Raw genomic sequence first — 12,346 nt, 5'->3', positions numbered from 1 at the left:
ACGGCCGCAACTGGGACCAGGCCACCTCCTCCGGCCCCTTCTTCTTCCTGTTCGACTCCATGCGCTCCTGGATCCACTACCAATGGCAGGTCTTCTCGTTCCACAACGGGCTGGAGACCTCTCATCCGTACATGTCGGAGCCGTGGCAGTGGCCGCTGCTGCTGCGTCCGGTGGCCTTCTTCTACGAGGGCAAGCAGAACGTGTGCGGGGCCAAGGACTGCTCGGAGGCGGTGCTCGGCGTGGGCACGCCGGTCATCTGGTTCGGCGCGCTGGCCGCGCTGGTGGCCCTGATCGCCTGGTACGTCTCCTCGCGCGACTGGCGGGCGGGGGCGGTGCTGCTGGCGTACGCGATGGGCTGGCTGCCCTGGTTCTACTTCGCCATCTCCGAGAACCGTACGATGTTCCTGTTCTACGCGATCCCCATGGTGCCGTTCATGATCCTGGCGCTGACGTTGTGCGCCGGGTTGCTGATCGGGCCCGCCACGCCGACGGCCGCCGGAGCCATGCCGATGCGCCGCACCTTGGGCGCCGCGGTGGTCGGCGCGTACGCTCTGCTGGCACTGATCAATTTCTGGTGGTTGCACCCGATCTTGTCCGCAGAGGTGATCCCGTACACCGAATGGAAGGCCCGGATGTTGTTCGACAAACGGTGGATCTGACCCGCTCACTGTAGGTAAACATCGGTTTCGTAGGGTAGTCGCTGTGCAAGACCCAATACGCACCGCATTCGGTCATCGTCAGGGCTGGGTGCGATACGGCAAACTTCGAGGCATGAGTGCACCGGATGTCACCGCCCTTCTCGCCGAGTTGGAGCGATCTCAGCCGGACCTGGCCGAGGAGGCCAGGACCGCCGTCGAATGGTTGACGGGTGGGGAGCCGCTGGAGACGGTGACCCAGCTCGACGTCTGCGAGTTCCTCTGGTACACGCTTCCGATCAAGGTGGGCCCGCTCCGGCCCGGAGGCGACCACGAACGACTGTCCCGCTCGCTCGGGCGACTGCTGCAACTGGGCGGCATGGAACGTTACGCCGCCCTGTGCGTGTCGCCCACGACCGTCCAGATCCTGCGCACCTACGCCCAGGAGGGCGAGGACGCCGGCACCAGCGCCTACCAGAAGGCCCTTGAGGCCACGGGCGTGCTCCCGCCCGACGTTCCCGAGCTGCAATGGAGCATGATCATGGGCCCGGAGGAGCTGGGCGCGCACGTGGCCTGCTCGGCGGCGCTGGAGCTGGCGATCGTCGCCGGCGACGACCTCGACCGCACCGCCCTCACCCGTCGCTGGCTCACCGAGCCCCGCCCCGAGCTGGGCGGCGACAGCTGGCTCAACCGCGTGCACGGCGAACGGCTCAACCGCTGGGTGCTCGGGCGCGGCCCGGCCCGGCGGGAGCTGGCCCAGCCGTTCGAGGTGCGCCTGTACGCGCCGGTGACGCCGCAGCCGCTGCCCGCCCTGCGCAAGCTGCTGTCCCTGGCCGCCTCCGAGGGCAGCCTGCCGCTCCGGCTGGCCCCCTCGCCGCCGGCGCTGCGGCTGCGCGAGCTGGCCGAGCGCGAGCTCGGCGCGATCAGCCGCGACGGCGCCCGGCTGGCCATCACCGACTACGGCCGTCACCTGCTGGGCTCGCCGGAGGCCATGTGGGAGGCGGTCACCCGGCTGCTGCTGGCCAGAGGCGAGCACGAGTTCGAGGTCTCGGCCCGCGAGGCCGCGCTCATGCTGCTGGCCGACGGCGTCCTGATGTCACCCGCCGAGCTGCGCGAACGGGTGGCCGAGGTGGTGGGCGGCGAGGGCTGGCACCCGGCCACGACCCTCGACGACGTCGCCGCGCCGGTCGCCGACCTGGTCTCCCAGCTCACCGCGCTGGGCCTGGCCTTCAGCGACGACCTGGCCGTGCGGATGGCCAGGCCCGGCCAGTACGCGGCCCTCTCCGCGCTGCGCGCCCACGCCCTGCGCCCGCGCAAGTACGTCAGCTCTGGCTGACGGCCTTCACGGCGCGCTTGAACTCGGGGCACTCGACCAGCGGGTCGTGCTCGCACACGGCCGCGTGACGCAGGCTGTCACGCAGCCGGGTGAGCTGCTGCACCCGCTGGTCGACCTCGCGCTCCTTGGCGGCCATGCGCTCGCGCAGCCGCGTGTCCGCGGGCCTGGCCCGCAGGAACTCGGCGATCTCCGACAGCGTGAAACCGGCGTCGCGGGCACAGGTGATCAGCGCCAGCCGGTCGAGCGTCTCGGGCAGGTAGACGCGGCGCAGGCCGTTGCGCCCCTCGGCCTCGATGAGCCCCTTGCGCTCGTAGAAGCGCAGCGCGGACGCGGCCAGCCCGGTACGCCTGGCCACCTCGCCAATGTCGATCAACGTGTCCCGCATGCCCCGGCTCCTCGACTTGAACCACCCTTCAAGCCGGATATTAGCGGAGCCCCTCCGACGAGTGATTACGCAGCGTAGTTACGATAGAGGACATGGAGCTCTTTCCGGCCATGCCACTCGAAGAGTGGGCCGACACCAAGGAGACCTTCCACCGCTTCGCGCAGATCGTCGGGAAAATCCGTCTGACGGTGAGTAACCGGCGCAACCACTGGTGGCAGGTGCCGTTCCATCTGACCGGGCGTGGCCTGACGACGCGTCCCATGGGCGGGCTCGGCGAGCAGCCGCTGTTCTGCGTGGACTTCGACCTCGTCCGCCACCGCCTGCTGATCGACGTCCTCGACGGCCGCAGCGCCGAGTTCAGCCTGATCGGGCTGTCGGTGGCCACCTTCCAGTCCCGGCTCTTCCAGACGCTGGCCGACCTGGGCATCCGGCCGGAGATCTGGGCGGTGCCCTACGACCTGGAGGACGAGACGCCGTTCGCCGAGGACACCCGGCACGCGCACTACGACCCGATCCTGATCAACCGCTACTGGCGGATCCTGTCACAGGTGGCCCAGCTGCTCGACCGGTTCGCCGCGGACTTCGGCGGCAAGGTCAGCCCGGTGCATCACTTCTGGCACACGTTCGACATCGCGGTCACCCTCTTCACCGGCCGCCCGGCCGAGGTGTCGGAGGAAGCCGACCCCGTCACGCGCGAGGCGTACAGCCGGGAGGTGATCAGCGCGGGGTTCTGGTTCGGCGACAAGGAAAGGCCCTGGCCGGCGTTCTACTCCTACACCGCGCCCGAGCCCAAGGGCCTGGAACGGGAGCCGCTGCAACCCGGCCAGGCCGAGTGGCTGCCCGCGCGCGGCAGCCATCTGGCCGTGCTGCGCTACGACGACGTGCGGGCCATGGGCGACCCGGTGGCGAGCGTGCTGGAGTTCCTGCAGAGCGCCTACCAGGCCGGGGCCAAGCTGACCCACCTGGACACCGAGGAGGTGGCCTGCCCTGGCGGCATCACCGATCCGTACTACGTCAAGAACCGTCCGGCGTAGGAGACGCGAAAGCCCGCCCTCCGGGGAGGGCGGGCTTCCACGTGTGCGTGTACCGGTGTGCAGGTCGCCTCTCGGCGAAAGGCACAACGCGGCTCCAGCCGAACGGTAGTCCGCGAAGGCAATAGGTGAGGCCCGGGGACACTGGACACACCGACCACGGTTTAACGGGGGTCCCTGCCGGAACATTCCCCGCGTTTCCCCGATTTCCTCTCAAACTCTGGCGGGCTGCCTCGCCGGGAGCCCGGTCTCGCGGACCAGCAGCAGGGCGGCGACCGCCAGCAGGCCCGCGACGCCCCCGGTCCAGGCGACGGTGGAGCCCACGGCCGCCGCGGTGACGTGCCCGCCGACGAACGACTGGGCGCAGGCCAGCCCGAAGGAGCCGCCGAGCTGCTTGGACAGCGCCGAACCCGCCGTCGCCGTGCCCATGTCGGCCTGAGGGACGCTGCTCTGGGTGGCGATGGTGAGCCCGCCCATCGCCGGGCCCGTACCGAGCCCCACGAGCAGCAGCCAGAACCCGACCAGGAACGGCGAGGTGCCAGGACCCAGCAGGGCGAAGGCGAGCGTGCCGGCCGTCACCAGCGCGGCCCCGGTCAGCAGCACCGGCCTCGTGTGCCCGGAACGCAGCACGAGGACCGCCGTCAGCCGGTTCCCGACGATCATGCCCACCAGCATCGGGAGCAGCAGCAGGCCGGAGACCGTGGCCGACAAGCCGCGTACGTGCTGAAGATGGAGCGGCAGCAGGACGCCCGCGGGCAGCCCCGCCACCTGGAAGAAGAACCCTCCGGCGAGCAGCGCCGCGTACGTGCGGCGGCGCATCAGCCGTGGCGGCAGCACCGGCGTGTCGGCCCGCCGCTCGACGGGGACGAGCGCGACCAGCAGCGCCAGCCCGCCGAGCAGCGAGCCGAGCACCGCCGGGTCGGTCCAGCCCCGGCCGGTGTTGCCCTTGAGGCTCAGGCCGATCAGCACCAGCGACAGGCCCGCGGTGAGCAGGGCGATCCCGGCCGCGTCGAGCCTGCCGGAGGTGCGCGGCGGACGCCGGTCGGGCAGGAGCAGCGCGATCAGCGTGGCCGCGACCGCGCCGACGGGCAGGTTGACCAGGAACGCCCAGCGCCAGCTCGCGTGGTCGGCGAGCAGGCCGCCGACCAGGGGGCCGCCGACCATGCCGACGATCATCATGGCGGCCAGCAGGGTCTGCATGCGGATCAGGCCCTCGGCCCGGTGGGGCGGATGGAGGTCGCGGATCAGCGCCATGCCCAGGGTGAGCAGGGCGCCCGCGCCGATCCCCTGGACGGCCCGGCTGACGATCAGGATCTCCATCGAGCCGGCGAGGCCGCAGGCCAGCGAGCCGGCCAGGAAGATCGCGACCCCGGAGAGGAGGAGGCGGCGGCGGCCGTACAGGTCGGAGAAGCGGCCGTAGACGGGGACGCTCACGGAGGAGGTGAGCAGGTAGGCGGTGATCAGCCAGACGTACCAGGAGGTGGTGCCGCCGACCTGTTCGACGATGCGCGGGAGCGCGGTGCCGATGACGGTGCCGTCGAGCATGCCCAGGAAGGCGCAGCCCAGTAAGGCGAAGGTGACCGCGGTGCGGCTGCGGGGGGCCAGGTCCTCGTAGAGGTCGGTCAAGGACGTTCGCCGCCCGTGAGCGCGCCGTTCAGGAACAGGTCGACCAGTTCCGCCGAGCCGAGCGGGGACGGGCCGCGGCCGGCCGCCATCACCATGAACTGGAACGCGTCGGCCAGATGTTCGGGGGCCAGCCTGAGCCGGTCGCGCTCGGGCTCGAACAGCCCGGCCAGAGCCTCACGCGACGCCGCCATCGACTCCTCCCGCCCGGACGCGGGCCGCCCTCCCGCACCGCCTGACGCGCCGGGCCGCTCGCCTTCGCCCTGGCCAGAGCCGGGCCGCTCGCCTTCGCCGTGGCTAGAGGCGGGGCCAGGGGCGGGGGCGGGGGCGGGGCGGCGCAGGCCGCCCGTGGTGGCGAGGGCGCCCGCCACCGCGCCCATCCTGGCCAGGTAGCCGCGCAGCGCCTCGGCCGCCTCCAGCAGCCGTTCGGCCAGCGGCAGGTCGAGGGAGATCGCGGACACGTGGGCGAGGGTGTCGTCGGGGCGCAGCGCCTCCGCCATGCAGGCGGCCAGCAGCGCCTCCTTGTCGCCGAAGGCGCGGAAGATCGTGCCCTCGCCTATGCCCGCCGCGCGGGCGACCTGGGCGGTGGTCACGGAGGTGCCGTACTCGACCACCAGCGGGAGGGCGGCCTTCACGATCATCTCGCGGCGTCGTTCGGGGCTCATCGCCGGCGCTCGCCGCCGGCTCGTCTCGTTCGTCATGCCTTCGACAGTACGGAGTGAGTACTCACTCCGTCAAGGGCATCGGCGCCGCCATGGCACCATCGAAGGCGTGCCTTTCGCCATGACGACGGGCGGCGTCAAGCTGTCCTACCAGGTCCGCGGCAGTGGCCCCGCGCTCGTGCTGCTCCAGGGCCAGGCCAACAACCACCGCTGGTGGGACCCGGTCCGCGACGACTTCGACCGCGCCCACCGCACGATCACCTTCGACTACCGCGGCACCGGCGACAGCGACAAGCCCGACGAGCCGTACACCACGCGCGGGTTCGCGGAAGACGTGCTGGCCGTGCTCGACGACCTCGGCGTCAGCCGTGCCGACGTCTACGGCACGTCGATGGGCGGCCGGGTGGCCCAGTGGCTGGCCGCCGACCATCCCGGCCGCGTGGGGGCGCTCGTGCTCGGCTGCACCTCCCCAGGCGGCGTCCACGGCCTGGAACGCGGCGACGACGTGCGCAGATCGCTGGCGCAACCCGACCGGGCCGCCGCCGGGCGGGCGCTGCTGGAGCTGATGTACACGCCGGGCTGGCTGGCCACGCATCCCGGGCCGTACCGCACGGTGGGCGATCCCGGCATGCCCGCCCACGCCCGCCGCCGCCATCTGGCCGCCAGCGCCGGGCACGACGCCTGGGCCGTCCTGCCCGCCATCGCCGCTCCGACGCTGGTCGTGCACGGCACCGACGACGTGTTCAACCCCGCCGCCAACGCCCCGCTGCTGGCCGGACGCATCCCCGGGGCGGAGCTCCGGCTCATCGAGGGGGCCCGGCACGCCTACTTCGAGGAGTTCCGCGAGGTGGCGAGCCCGCTGGTGCTGGAGTTCCTGGCGCGCTCGCGCGGGTGAGACGGGCGGCCAGTCCGCGCAGGTGGGCGACGAGCTCGGGCGGCTCGTGCACCTCGAACTCGCAGCCGAGCGTGATCAGCCGGAAGGCCAGCCAGTCCAGGGTGTCGGCGGAGGCGCGCAGGAGGCAGGTGCGCCCGTCCAGCGGGGTGACCTCGCCGGGGACGGCCCGGGCGACGTCCTCGGCGGGCGCGTGCAGGGTCACGACCGCCCCGTACGTGGGCGTGCCCGAGTAGAGCTTGGCGGCGACGTACGCGGCGGGGTCCTCCGGCTCGGTCGTGGTGATCCGGGCGCCCGTGGCCCGTACGTCGTCGATGCGGTCGACGCGGAAGAGGCGCCGGTCGTCCCGGTCGTGGTCGTGGGCCAGCAGGTACCAGCGCCGGCCGGCGGCCACCAGGCGGTGCGGGTCCACGAGCCGGGCGCTCTCGGCGCCGTCGGCGGCCAGGTAGCGGAAGCGCACCCGTTCGCGATTGGCGACGGCCATGGCCAGCGCGGTGAGCCGGCCGGGATCGACGTCGAACCCCTCCACGCCGGGAAGCGGAACGGTCGCGGCGCCGAGCGAGGCCACCCGGTGGCGCAGCCGGGACGGCAGCACCTGCTCCAGCTTGGCCAGCGCGCGTACCGACGCCTCCTCGATGCCCTGCACGGGATGCCGGGCGGCGGTGACCAGGCCGACGGCGATCGCGACGGCCTCCTCGTCGTCCAGCAGCAGGGGCGGCATGGCCGTGCCCGCGACCAGCCGGTAGCCGCCGTCGGCCCCCATGGTGGCCACCACCGGGTAGCCGAGGTCGCGCAGCCGCTCGACGTCGCGCCGGACGGTACGGCGGCTGACCGCGAGCCGCTCGGCCAGCTCGCCGCCCGGCCATTCGCGCGGGGTCTGGAGCAGCGAGAGCAGGTTCAGCAACCGCAGGGACGTCATGCGTCCAAGAATGCCGTCGATGTAGGACAGGAACCGACCTACTGACCTCCTACCGTCTTCTCGACGCACCGATCGAGGAGGAACCTCATGACCGTCAACCCCGTCCCCGAGGGCTACACCAGCGTGACGCCGTGGATCATCTCGCGTGACACGGCAGGGCTGATCGACTGGCTCAAGGCCGCCTTCGACGCCGTGGAGCTGGGCCGGATGGCCGGCCCGGAGGGCGAGGTCCAGCACGCCGAGGTGCGGATCGGCGACGCCGTGGTGATGATGTTCGACGCCCGGCCCGAATGGCCCGCGACCCCCGCTTTCCTCCGCCTGTTCGTGCCCGACGCCGAGGCCGTCCACCGCCGGGCGGTCGAGGCGGGCGGCACGTCCGTCACCGACGTGACGCACCTGTTCTTCGGCGACCTGGTCGGCCGGGTACGCGACCCCTGGGGCAACCTGTGGTGGATCCAGACCCACGTCGAGGACGTCTCCGCCGAGGAGGCGCAGCGCCGCCTGACCGACCCCGAGTTCGTCAAGGCGATGGAATACGTCCAGAGTGCGGACTTCTTCCCCGGGCGGTGAGCGCGGCGATGGCCGGGAGCGGGAAGAGCAGCAGGTAGAGGTTGGGGATCCACCAGGCGAGCGAGAAGTCGCCGCGCAGCGTCCAGAACGCGATCGCCATCAGCCCCGAGGCCATCGTCAGCACCAGCGAGACCAGCATCAACGGCTCGCCCGCGGGCCGGCCGCGACGCAGGAGCCACAGGCTGGTCAGGCCCGTGGCGCTGGCCAGGAGGTCGATCCAGAGGAACGACCAGTTCCAGTCGACCATCAGCGGATCGGCATAGTCGGCGAAGGCCCACTCGGGCGGGATCAGGCCGAGGCCGGTGACCGTGAAGTAGGCCACGAAGCAGAGATCCGTCAGCAGCATCAACGCCTTAGTCGCGCGCAGCACGGTCGATGGCCTCCATCAGGTAGCGGCGGGTGGGTTCGTGCAGGTCGGGGCCGGGTTCGCTGAGGCCGAGCAGGCGGGCGGCCCACCATCCGTCCACGGCCAGCCGGACGGCGGTCGCGGCGGCCGGGTCGATGCCGTCGTCGGCCAGCCGGGCCTGCCAGGCCGCGAACCGCTCGCGCAGCGGCTCCAGCCCGGCCGGATCGACCAGCACGCCCGCCAGGAGCGCGGCGGTGACCCGGTCGGCCGGCGCGGACGCGGTGTGCCGTTCGGGGATCGTGGCCCGTACGTAGGCCCGCAGGAAGTCGCCCGGCCGGCCGCCCGCCGTCGCCAGCGCCGTGTCGAAGGCGTCGGTCAGCCGCGCGACCATGGCGCCGACCAGGGCCTGCTTGGTCGGGAAGTGGTAGAACAGGCCGCCTTTGGAGACGCCGGCCCGCCGGGCGACCGCCTCCAGCGTCAGGGACTCCGCCCCTTCCGTCAGCAGCACGTCGGCGGCGGCGTCGAGCAGCCGCTCCTTGGAACTCGGTCGTGGCATGACCGTTACTATACCGGCTGACCGGTACAGTTTCGAAGGTTGGATCTCGCGCATAGCCACCTCCGGAATCCGAACCCGGCTGATCGGAGTGAGCCCATGGATCATGTCGCGCAGTTCAACAGGGAGGTCCGGGCGTTCGAGGCGGCCGCGCGGCGGGCGAGCTCGTCGGGCGGCGCGCCCCTCGTGCCGTCGTGTCCCGGGTGGTCGGTCGCCGACCTGGTCATCCATCTGGGCGCGGTGCACCGGCACGTGCACGCGGTCGTCCGTGACCGCCTCCCCGGGCTGCCCGACCCGGGCGACCTCGCCGACGCCGTCACCCAGGTCTTCGAGGTGATGGCCCCCGCCCGCCGGTCCTGGACACAGGCCCCGCCCGGCACGGGCGAGCGCTACCTGTTCCGGCAGACGGACGGGCCGGGGACGTGGGCGGTGTGCTTCGACGGCGCCGACGTCCGGCTCACCGGCGGCTCCGAGGGGGCCGTCGAGCTGGCCGGGACGGCCTCCGACCTGCTGCTGCACCTGTGGCGGCGGCTGCCCGCCGACCGGCTGGACGTGCGGGGCGACCGGGCCCTGCTCGACCGCTACTTCACGCTCGTCCCACCGGTGTGACCTGCGCCGGCCTCACGCCTCCTGGTCGAGCCGCTCGACCACGACCCCGCCCGGGTGCAGGGGCAGGCGCCGGCCGGACATGCGGTCCAACGGCAGCCGCACGAGCACCGGGTCGGCCAGCTCCGGCCAGGGCGCGCCGGTCAGCCGTTCCAGCCGCCCGGCCTCGTCCCGATCCCGGACGACCTCCGCGACCCCGGTCACCAGCACGCTCCACCCGGCCCGCATCGCCGGCTCCATGTCGTCGATCTCGAACGCCATCGGCACGTGATGCTCGATCGCCTCCAGGATGCGGCCCGGCGGGATCCTGAACACGACGGTGTCGGCGTCGAGCGTGAAGTTCACCGGCAGGACGATGATCGTGCCGCCCGGCCGCGCCCACGCCACCCGCCCCACGGGAACCGAGGACAACAAGGCCAGGCACTCCTCGCGATCCATCGTCCGGATGGCACCCAAATCCATGCCGTCCATCCTCTCACCTGGGCGAACGCCTCCTCTGGAGAGGCTCGCGGGCGGTGGCGAGCATTGAGTCGAGCGCCTTCTGCGAGGCGGCCAGGCGGCTGATCTCGCCGCTGATGCGGGCGCGCTCGCGGTTGAGGTTGTCCATCATCTCGGGGCAGGACGAGGGCACCATGTGGTCGCCGTCGTCGTGGACGCAGTGCAGCACCCGGGTGATGACCGACGTGGGCAGACCGGCTTCGAGCAGCGCGCGGATGTGGCGCACCTCCGCGACGTCCGTCTCGGCGTACTCGCGGTAGCCGTTCGGCAGGCGCAGCGGTTTGAGCAGGCCCTGGTCCTCGTAGTAGCGCAGCAGCCTGCGGCTCACTCCGGTCTGCCGGGCGAGATCGCCGATTCGCATGGGAACCTCCGGATTGACCTTCACATGGATGTGACCCTTTATCGTGCCCATTGTCGCCAATGCAGATGGGAGATGAAGGTGTCCGGAGCAGTGATCATCGGGGCGGGGCCGGGGATCGGGCAGGCGGTGGCGCGCCGGTTCGCCGCCGAGGGGTTGCCGGTCGGCCTGGTCGCGCGGAGCGCGCGGACCGTGGAGGCCGCGGCGGCGGCCCTGTCCACGTACGGCGTGCCGGTCGCCACGGCGGTGGCCGACAGCACCGACGAGGACGCGTTGCGCGCCGCGCTCGACAAGGCGGCGGCCGAACTGGGCCCGCCCGACGTCGTGGTCTACAACGCCGCGATCATCCAGGCCGACCGGCCGGGTGAGCTGACGGCGCGGGCCCAGCTCGACGCGTACGCGGTCAACGTCGTCGGCGCGCTCACCGCCGCCGCCCACGTGGCGCCGGGGATGGCGCGGCGCGGCGGCGGCACGTTCATCGTCACGGGCGGCATGCCGTCCCCCAAGCCGACGTACGTGAGCCTGTCACTGGGCAAGGCCGGCGTGCGGACCCTGGTGACGTTGCTCGACCAGGAGTACGGCGCGGACGGCGTCCACGTGGCCAGCGTCACCGTGGCCGGAGCGGTCGCCCCGGGCACCGACTTCGACCCCGACGACATCGCCGAGCACTACTGGCGCCTGCACACCCAGCCCCGCGCCCAGTGGGAACACGAGGCCCAGCACCTCGGCGCCTGACCCCTCACCAGGCGACGACCGGCGACTCGCCCTCGCCCGAGCGCTTCCCCGCGTCGATCCCCACGGACGTGGTGGACCCGTCGGCGAGGTCGACCCGGTGCGCCCGCCATCCGTACGTGTACAGCAGTTGCCCGCCGGTCCCGTCGACACTGAAGTGGAGGCCCGCCGAGGCCCCCCGCGGCAGGGTCAGCCGCGCCACCACCTGTGGCCGCCCACCCCCCACCGGGACCCGCTCGACGTCGTGACCGGTGGAGTAGAGCAATGCGTCCCCGTCCGGGGTGAAGGCCACCGACTCGGGGATCCACACCGCCCTGTCCGGCGTGACCGGCCGCGACGCGGCGACCAGATCGGAGCCCTCGTTCCCCAGGTCGAGCACGCTGACGCCCCCTGGGAGCCTCGCCGTGGCCAGTCGCCGCCCGTCCGGGGCCCAGGCCAGGCCCATGACGTGGGTGTTCTCGCGGGTGACCCAGTCGCGCCGCCGCCCGGTGGCCAGTTCGAGGACCGCCACCTTGGTCCCGCCGCCGATGAGCGTGACGGTGTAGGCGAGCCTGGTGGCGTCCTGGCTGAGCGCCATCGCGGTCACCTGGTCGGGCTCGGGTTCCAGGGCGGGCACGAGCTCCGGCTCGCCGGGCCGTCCCCTCTCGTCGAGACGGATGCGGAAGAGCCGCAGGGGCGTGTCCTGCCCCGTCCATCCGGCCAGCACGAACGTGCGGTTGTCGGGGGCGGCGGCGACGAGGTGCCAGGAGGAGCGCACCCCGGGCGGCAGCGGCACGGCCGCCACGAAGGCGCCCGTCACGGCGTCGTTCACGGCGGGCGGCACCGGCGTGGCGTGCGCCGTCTTGGACGAGTCCGCGAAGGAGAAGATCGGCGTCCTGGCGGTGACGAAGAAGCGCGGCGGCCCGGTCGCCGTCAGGCGCCTGCCCGTCGCCATGGGCTCGGCCAGGGAGGTCGCCGGGACCAACGGCGGCGGCCGGAAGGACGACGGCGAGGGGGTCGACCCCGGCGACGTCGGGGAACCCGTGTCCACGAGGGGCATCGCCGGTGCCAGGCTGGACGACGGGGGCGCGGACGGGGCGTTCACCAGGGACACCCGCCGGGTCGCCGGGTCGGCGCAGGCGCCGGTCAGCGTGAGCACGATCAGGCCCGCTAAGGCCACCTCCGTACGGGATCGCATGTTCCGATCGTGCCACAGCGGCC

The 12,346-nt window shown here is 72.5% G+C and carries 15 protein-coding genes and 1 pseudogene; 7 read left to right on the top strand and 9 right to left on the bottom strand.

What is annotated here, in order from left to right; genetic code table 11:
* Both AB0J97_RS45220 and AB0J97_RS45215 read left to right on the top strand, forming a co-directional pair.
* A pseudogene (locus AB0J97_RS45220) lies at positions 1-659 on the top strand (phospholipid carrier-dependent glycosyltransferase); the annotation flags it as partial.
* A 112-nt stretch (positions 660-771) separates the two neighbouring features.
* On the top strand, positions 772-1,971 hold the full coding sequence (locus tag AB0J97_RS45215) for a hypothetical protein (protein ID WP_364101718.1): 1,200 nt from the start codon (positions 772-774) through the stop codon (positions 1,969-1,971).
* Here the strand turns inward: AB0J97_RS45215 and AB0J97_RS45210 are convergent.
* Positions 1,958-2,356, bottom strand: coding sequence for a MerR family transcriptional regulator (locus AB0J97_RS45210; protein ID WP_357696087.1), 399 nt, complete (start codon positions 2,354-2,356; stop codon positions 1,958-1,960). The two genes, AB0J97_RS45215 and AB0J97_RS45210, sit on opposite strands and share 14 nt — an antisense overlap.
* A 92-nt stretch (positions 2,357-2,448) precedes the next feature.
* On the opposite strand from AB0J97_RS45210, the gene AB0J97_RS45205 reads away from it, so the two are divergent.
* Positions 2,449-3,390, top strand: coding sequence for a DUF5996 family protein (locus AB0J97_RS45205; RefSeq protein ID WP_364101715.1), 942 nt, complete (start codon positions 2,449-2,451; stop codon positions 3,388-3,390).
* A gap of 210 nt (positions 3,391-3,600) precedes the next feature.
* Here AB0J97_RS45205 and AB0J97_RS45200 read toward each other — a convergent pair whose 3' ends face one another.
* The gene (locus AB0J97_RS45200; RefSeq protein WP_364101712.1) at positions 3,601-5,013 is read right to left on the bottom strand and encodes an MDR family MFS transporter; all 1,413 of its coding nucleotides are present in this window, start codon (positions 5,011-5,013) and stop codon (positions 3,601-3,603) included.
* Positions 5,010-5,711 carry a TetR/AcrR family transcriptional regulator gene (locus tag AB0J97_RS45195; RefSeq protein ID WP_364101709.1) on the bottom strand — a complete coding sequence of 234 codons (702 nt, stop codon included), beginning with the start codon at positions 5,709-5,711 and terminating at the stop codon, positions 5,010-5,012. The genes AB0J97_RS45200 and AB0J97_RS45195 overlap by 4 nt, the downstream gene beginning before the upstream one ends.
* Before the next feature lie 70 nt (positions 5,712-5,781).
* Here AB0J97_RS45195 and AB0J97_RS45190 point away from each other — a divergent pair, with 70 nt between their 5' ends.
* On the top strand, positions 5,782-6,567 hold the full coding sequence (locus AB0J97_RS45190) for an alpha/beta fold hydrolase (RefSeq protein ID WP_364101706.1): 786 nt from the start codon (positions 5,782-5,784) through the stop codon (positions 6,565-6,567).
* On the opposite strand, the gene AB0J97_RS45185 is transcribed toward AB0J97_RS45190, so the two are convergent.
* Entirely contained in the window at positions 6,476-7,483 is a 1,008-nt protein-coding gene (locus tag AB0J97_RS45185; RefSeq protein WP_364101703.1) for a YafY family protein, read from the bottom strand. The two genes, AB0J97_RS45190 and AB0J97_RS45185, sit on opposite strands and share 92 nt — an antisense overlap.
* A gap of 87 nt (positions 7,484-7,570) precedes the next feature.
* On the opposite strand from AB0J97_RS45185, the gene AB0J97_RS45180 reads away from it, so the two are divergent.
* A complete protein-coding gene (locus tag AB0J97_RS45180) occupies positions 7,571-8,053 on the top strand; it encodes a VOC family protein (protein ID WP_364101700.1) in 483 nt (160 codons plus the stop codon).
* Here the strand turns inward: AB0J97_RS45180 and AB0J97_RS45175 are convergent.
* Both AB0J97_RS45175 and AB0J97_RS45170 read right to left on the bottom strand, forming a co-directional pair.
* Positions 8,004-8,423, bottom strand: a complete 420-nt coding sequence (locus AB0J97_RS45175) for a DUF5360 family protein (RefSeq protein ID WP_357696101.1) — start codon at positions 8,421-8,423, stop codon at positions 8,004-8,006. The genes AB0J97_RS45180 and AB0J97_RS45175 overlap by 50 nt on opposite strands.
* Positions 8,407-8,955, bottom strand: a complete 549-nt coding sequence (locus tag AB0J97_RS45170) for a TetR/AcrR family transcriptional regulator (protein ID WP_364101697.1) — start codon at positions 8,953-8,955, stop codon at positions 8,407-8,409. Before AB0J97_RS45170 ends, AB0J97_RS45175 begins: the two co-directional genes overlap by 17 nt.
* Positions 8,956-9,051: 96 nt before the next feature.
* Between AB0J97_RS45170 and AB0J97_RS45165 the strand changes: the two genes are divergently transcribed.
* Complete coding sequence (locus AB0J97_RS45165; RefSeq protein WP_364101694.1) at positions 9,052-9,561, top strand: maleylpyruvate isomerase N-terminal domain-containing protein; 510 nt, start codon at positions 9,052-9,054, stop codon at positions 9,559-9,561.
* A 12-nt stretch (positions 9,562-9,573) separates the two neighbouring features.
* On the opposite strand, the gene AB0J97_RS45160 is transcribed toward AB0J97_RS45165, so the two are convergent.
* A complete protein-coding gene (locus AB0J97_RS45160; RefSeq protein WP_357696107.1) occupies positions 9,574-10,020 on the bottom strand; it encodes a pyridoxamine 5'-phosphate oxidase family protein in 447 nt (148 codons plus the stop codon).
* Positions 10,021-10,033: 13 nt separating this feature from the next.
* Complete coding sequence (locus AB0J97_RS45155; RefSeq protein WP_364101691.1) at positions 10,034-10,417, bottom strand: MerR family transcriptional regulator; 384 nt, start codon at positions 10,415-10,417, stop codon at positions 10,034-10,036.
* A 72-nt stretch (positions 10,418-10,489) separates the two neighbouring features.
* Between AB0J97_RS45155 and AB0J97_RS45150 the strand changes: the two genes are divergently transcribed.
* Complete coding sequence (locus AB0J97_RS45150; RefSeq protein WP_364101688.1) at positions 10,490-11,149, top strand: SDR family NAD(P)-dependent oxidoreductase; 660 nt, start codon at positions 10,490-10,492, stop codon at positions 11,147-11,149.
* Positions 11,150-11,153: 4 nt separating this feature from the next.
* Here AB0J97_RS45150 and AB0J97_RS45145 read toward each other — a convergent pair whose 3' ends face one another.
* Positions 11,154-12,323: a hypothetical protein gene (locus tag AB0J97_RS45145; RefSeq protein WP_364101686.1), complete on the bottom strand. Its 1,170-nt coding sequence runs from the start codon at positions 12,321-12,323 to the stop codon at positions 11,154-11,156.
* Positions 12,324-12,346 lie beyond the last annotated feature (23 nt).

Origin of the sequence: Nonomuraea sp. NPDC049607, assembly GCF_040675375.1 — a bacterium.
Lineage (GTDB): Bacteria > Actinomycetota > Actinomycetes > Streptosporangiales > Streptosporangiaceae > Nonomuraea.
Note: the sequence above shows the minus strand (reverse complement) of the source record. Positions and strands in the feature narration are given on the sequence as shown.

What these genes read in the sequence shown, in the direction of transcription:
- AB0J97_RS45215 (WP_364101718.1), top strand. Translation starts at nt 772, where the DNA reads ATGAGTGCACCGGATGTCACCGCCCTTCTCGCCGAGTTGGAGCGATCT.
- AB0J97_RS45210 (WP_357696087.1), bottom strand. Translation starts at nt 2,356, where the DNA reads ATGCGGGACACGTTGATCGACATTGGCGAGGTGGCCAGGCGTACCGGG.
- AB0J97_RS45205 (WP_364101715.1), top strand. Translation starts at nt 2,449, where the DNA reads ATGGAGCTCTTTCCGGCCATGCCACTCGAAGAGTGGGCCGACACCAAG.
- AB0J97_RS45195 (WP_364101709.1), bottom strand. Translation starts at nt 5,711, where the DNA reads ATGACGAACGAGACGAGCCGGCGGCGAGCGCCGGCGATGAGCCCCGAA.
- AB0J97_RS45185 (WP_364101703.1), bottom strand. Translation starts at nt 7,483, where the DNA reads ATGACGTCCCTGCGGTTGCTGAACCTGCTCTCGCTGCTCCAGACCCCG.
- AB0J97_RS45180 (WP_364101700.1), top strand. Translation starts at nt 7,571, where the DNA reads ATGACCGTCAACCCCGTCCCCGAGGGCTACACCAGCGTGACGCCGTGG.
- AB0J97_RS45170 (WP_364101697.1), bottom strand. Translation starts at nt 8,955, where the DNA reads ATGCCACGACCGAGTTCCAAGGAGCGGCTGCTCGACGCCGCCGCCGAC.
- AB0J97_RS45165 (WP_364101694.1), top strand. Translation starts at nt 9,052, where the DNA reads ATGGATCATGTCGCGCAGTTCAACAGGGAGGTCCGGGCGTTCGAGGCG.
- AB0J97_RS45160 (WP_357696107.1), bottom strand. Translation starts at nt 10,020, where the DNA reads ATGGATTTGGGTGCCATCCGGACGATGGATCGCGAGGAGTGCCTGGCC.
- AB0J97_RS45155 (WP_364101691.1), bottom strand. Translation starts at nt 10,417, where the DNA reads ATGCGAATCGGCGATCTCGCCCGGCAGACCGGAGTGAGCCGCAGGCTG.
- AB0J97_RS45150 (WP_364101688.1), top strand. Translation starts at nt 10,490, where the DNA reads ATGAAGGTGTCCGGAGCAGTGATCATCGGGGCGGGGCCGGGGATCGGG.
- AB0J97_RS45145 (WP_364101686.1), bottom strand. Translation starts at nt 12,323, where the DNA reads ATGCGATCCCGTACGGAGGTGGCCTTAGCGGGCCTGATCGTGCTCACG.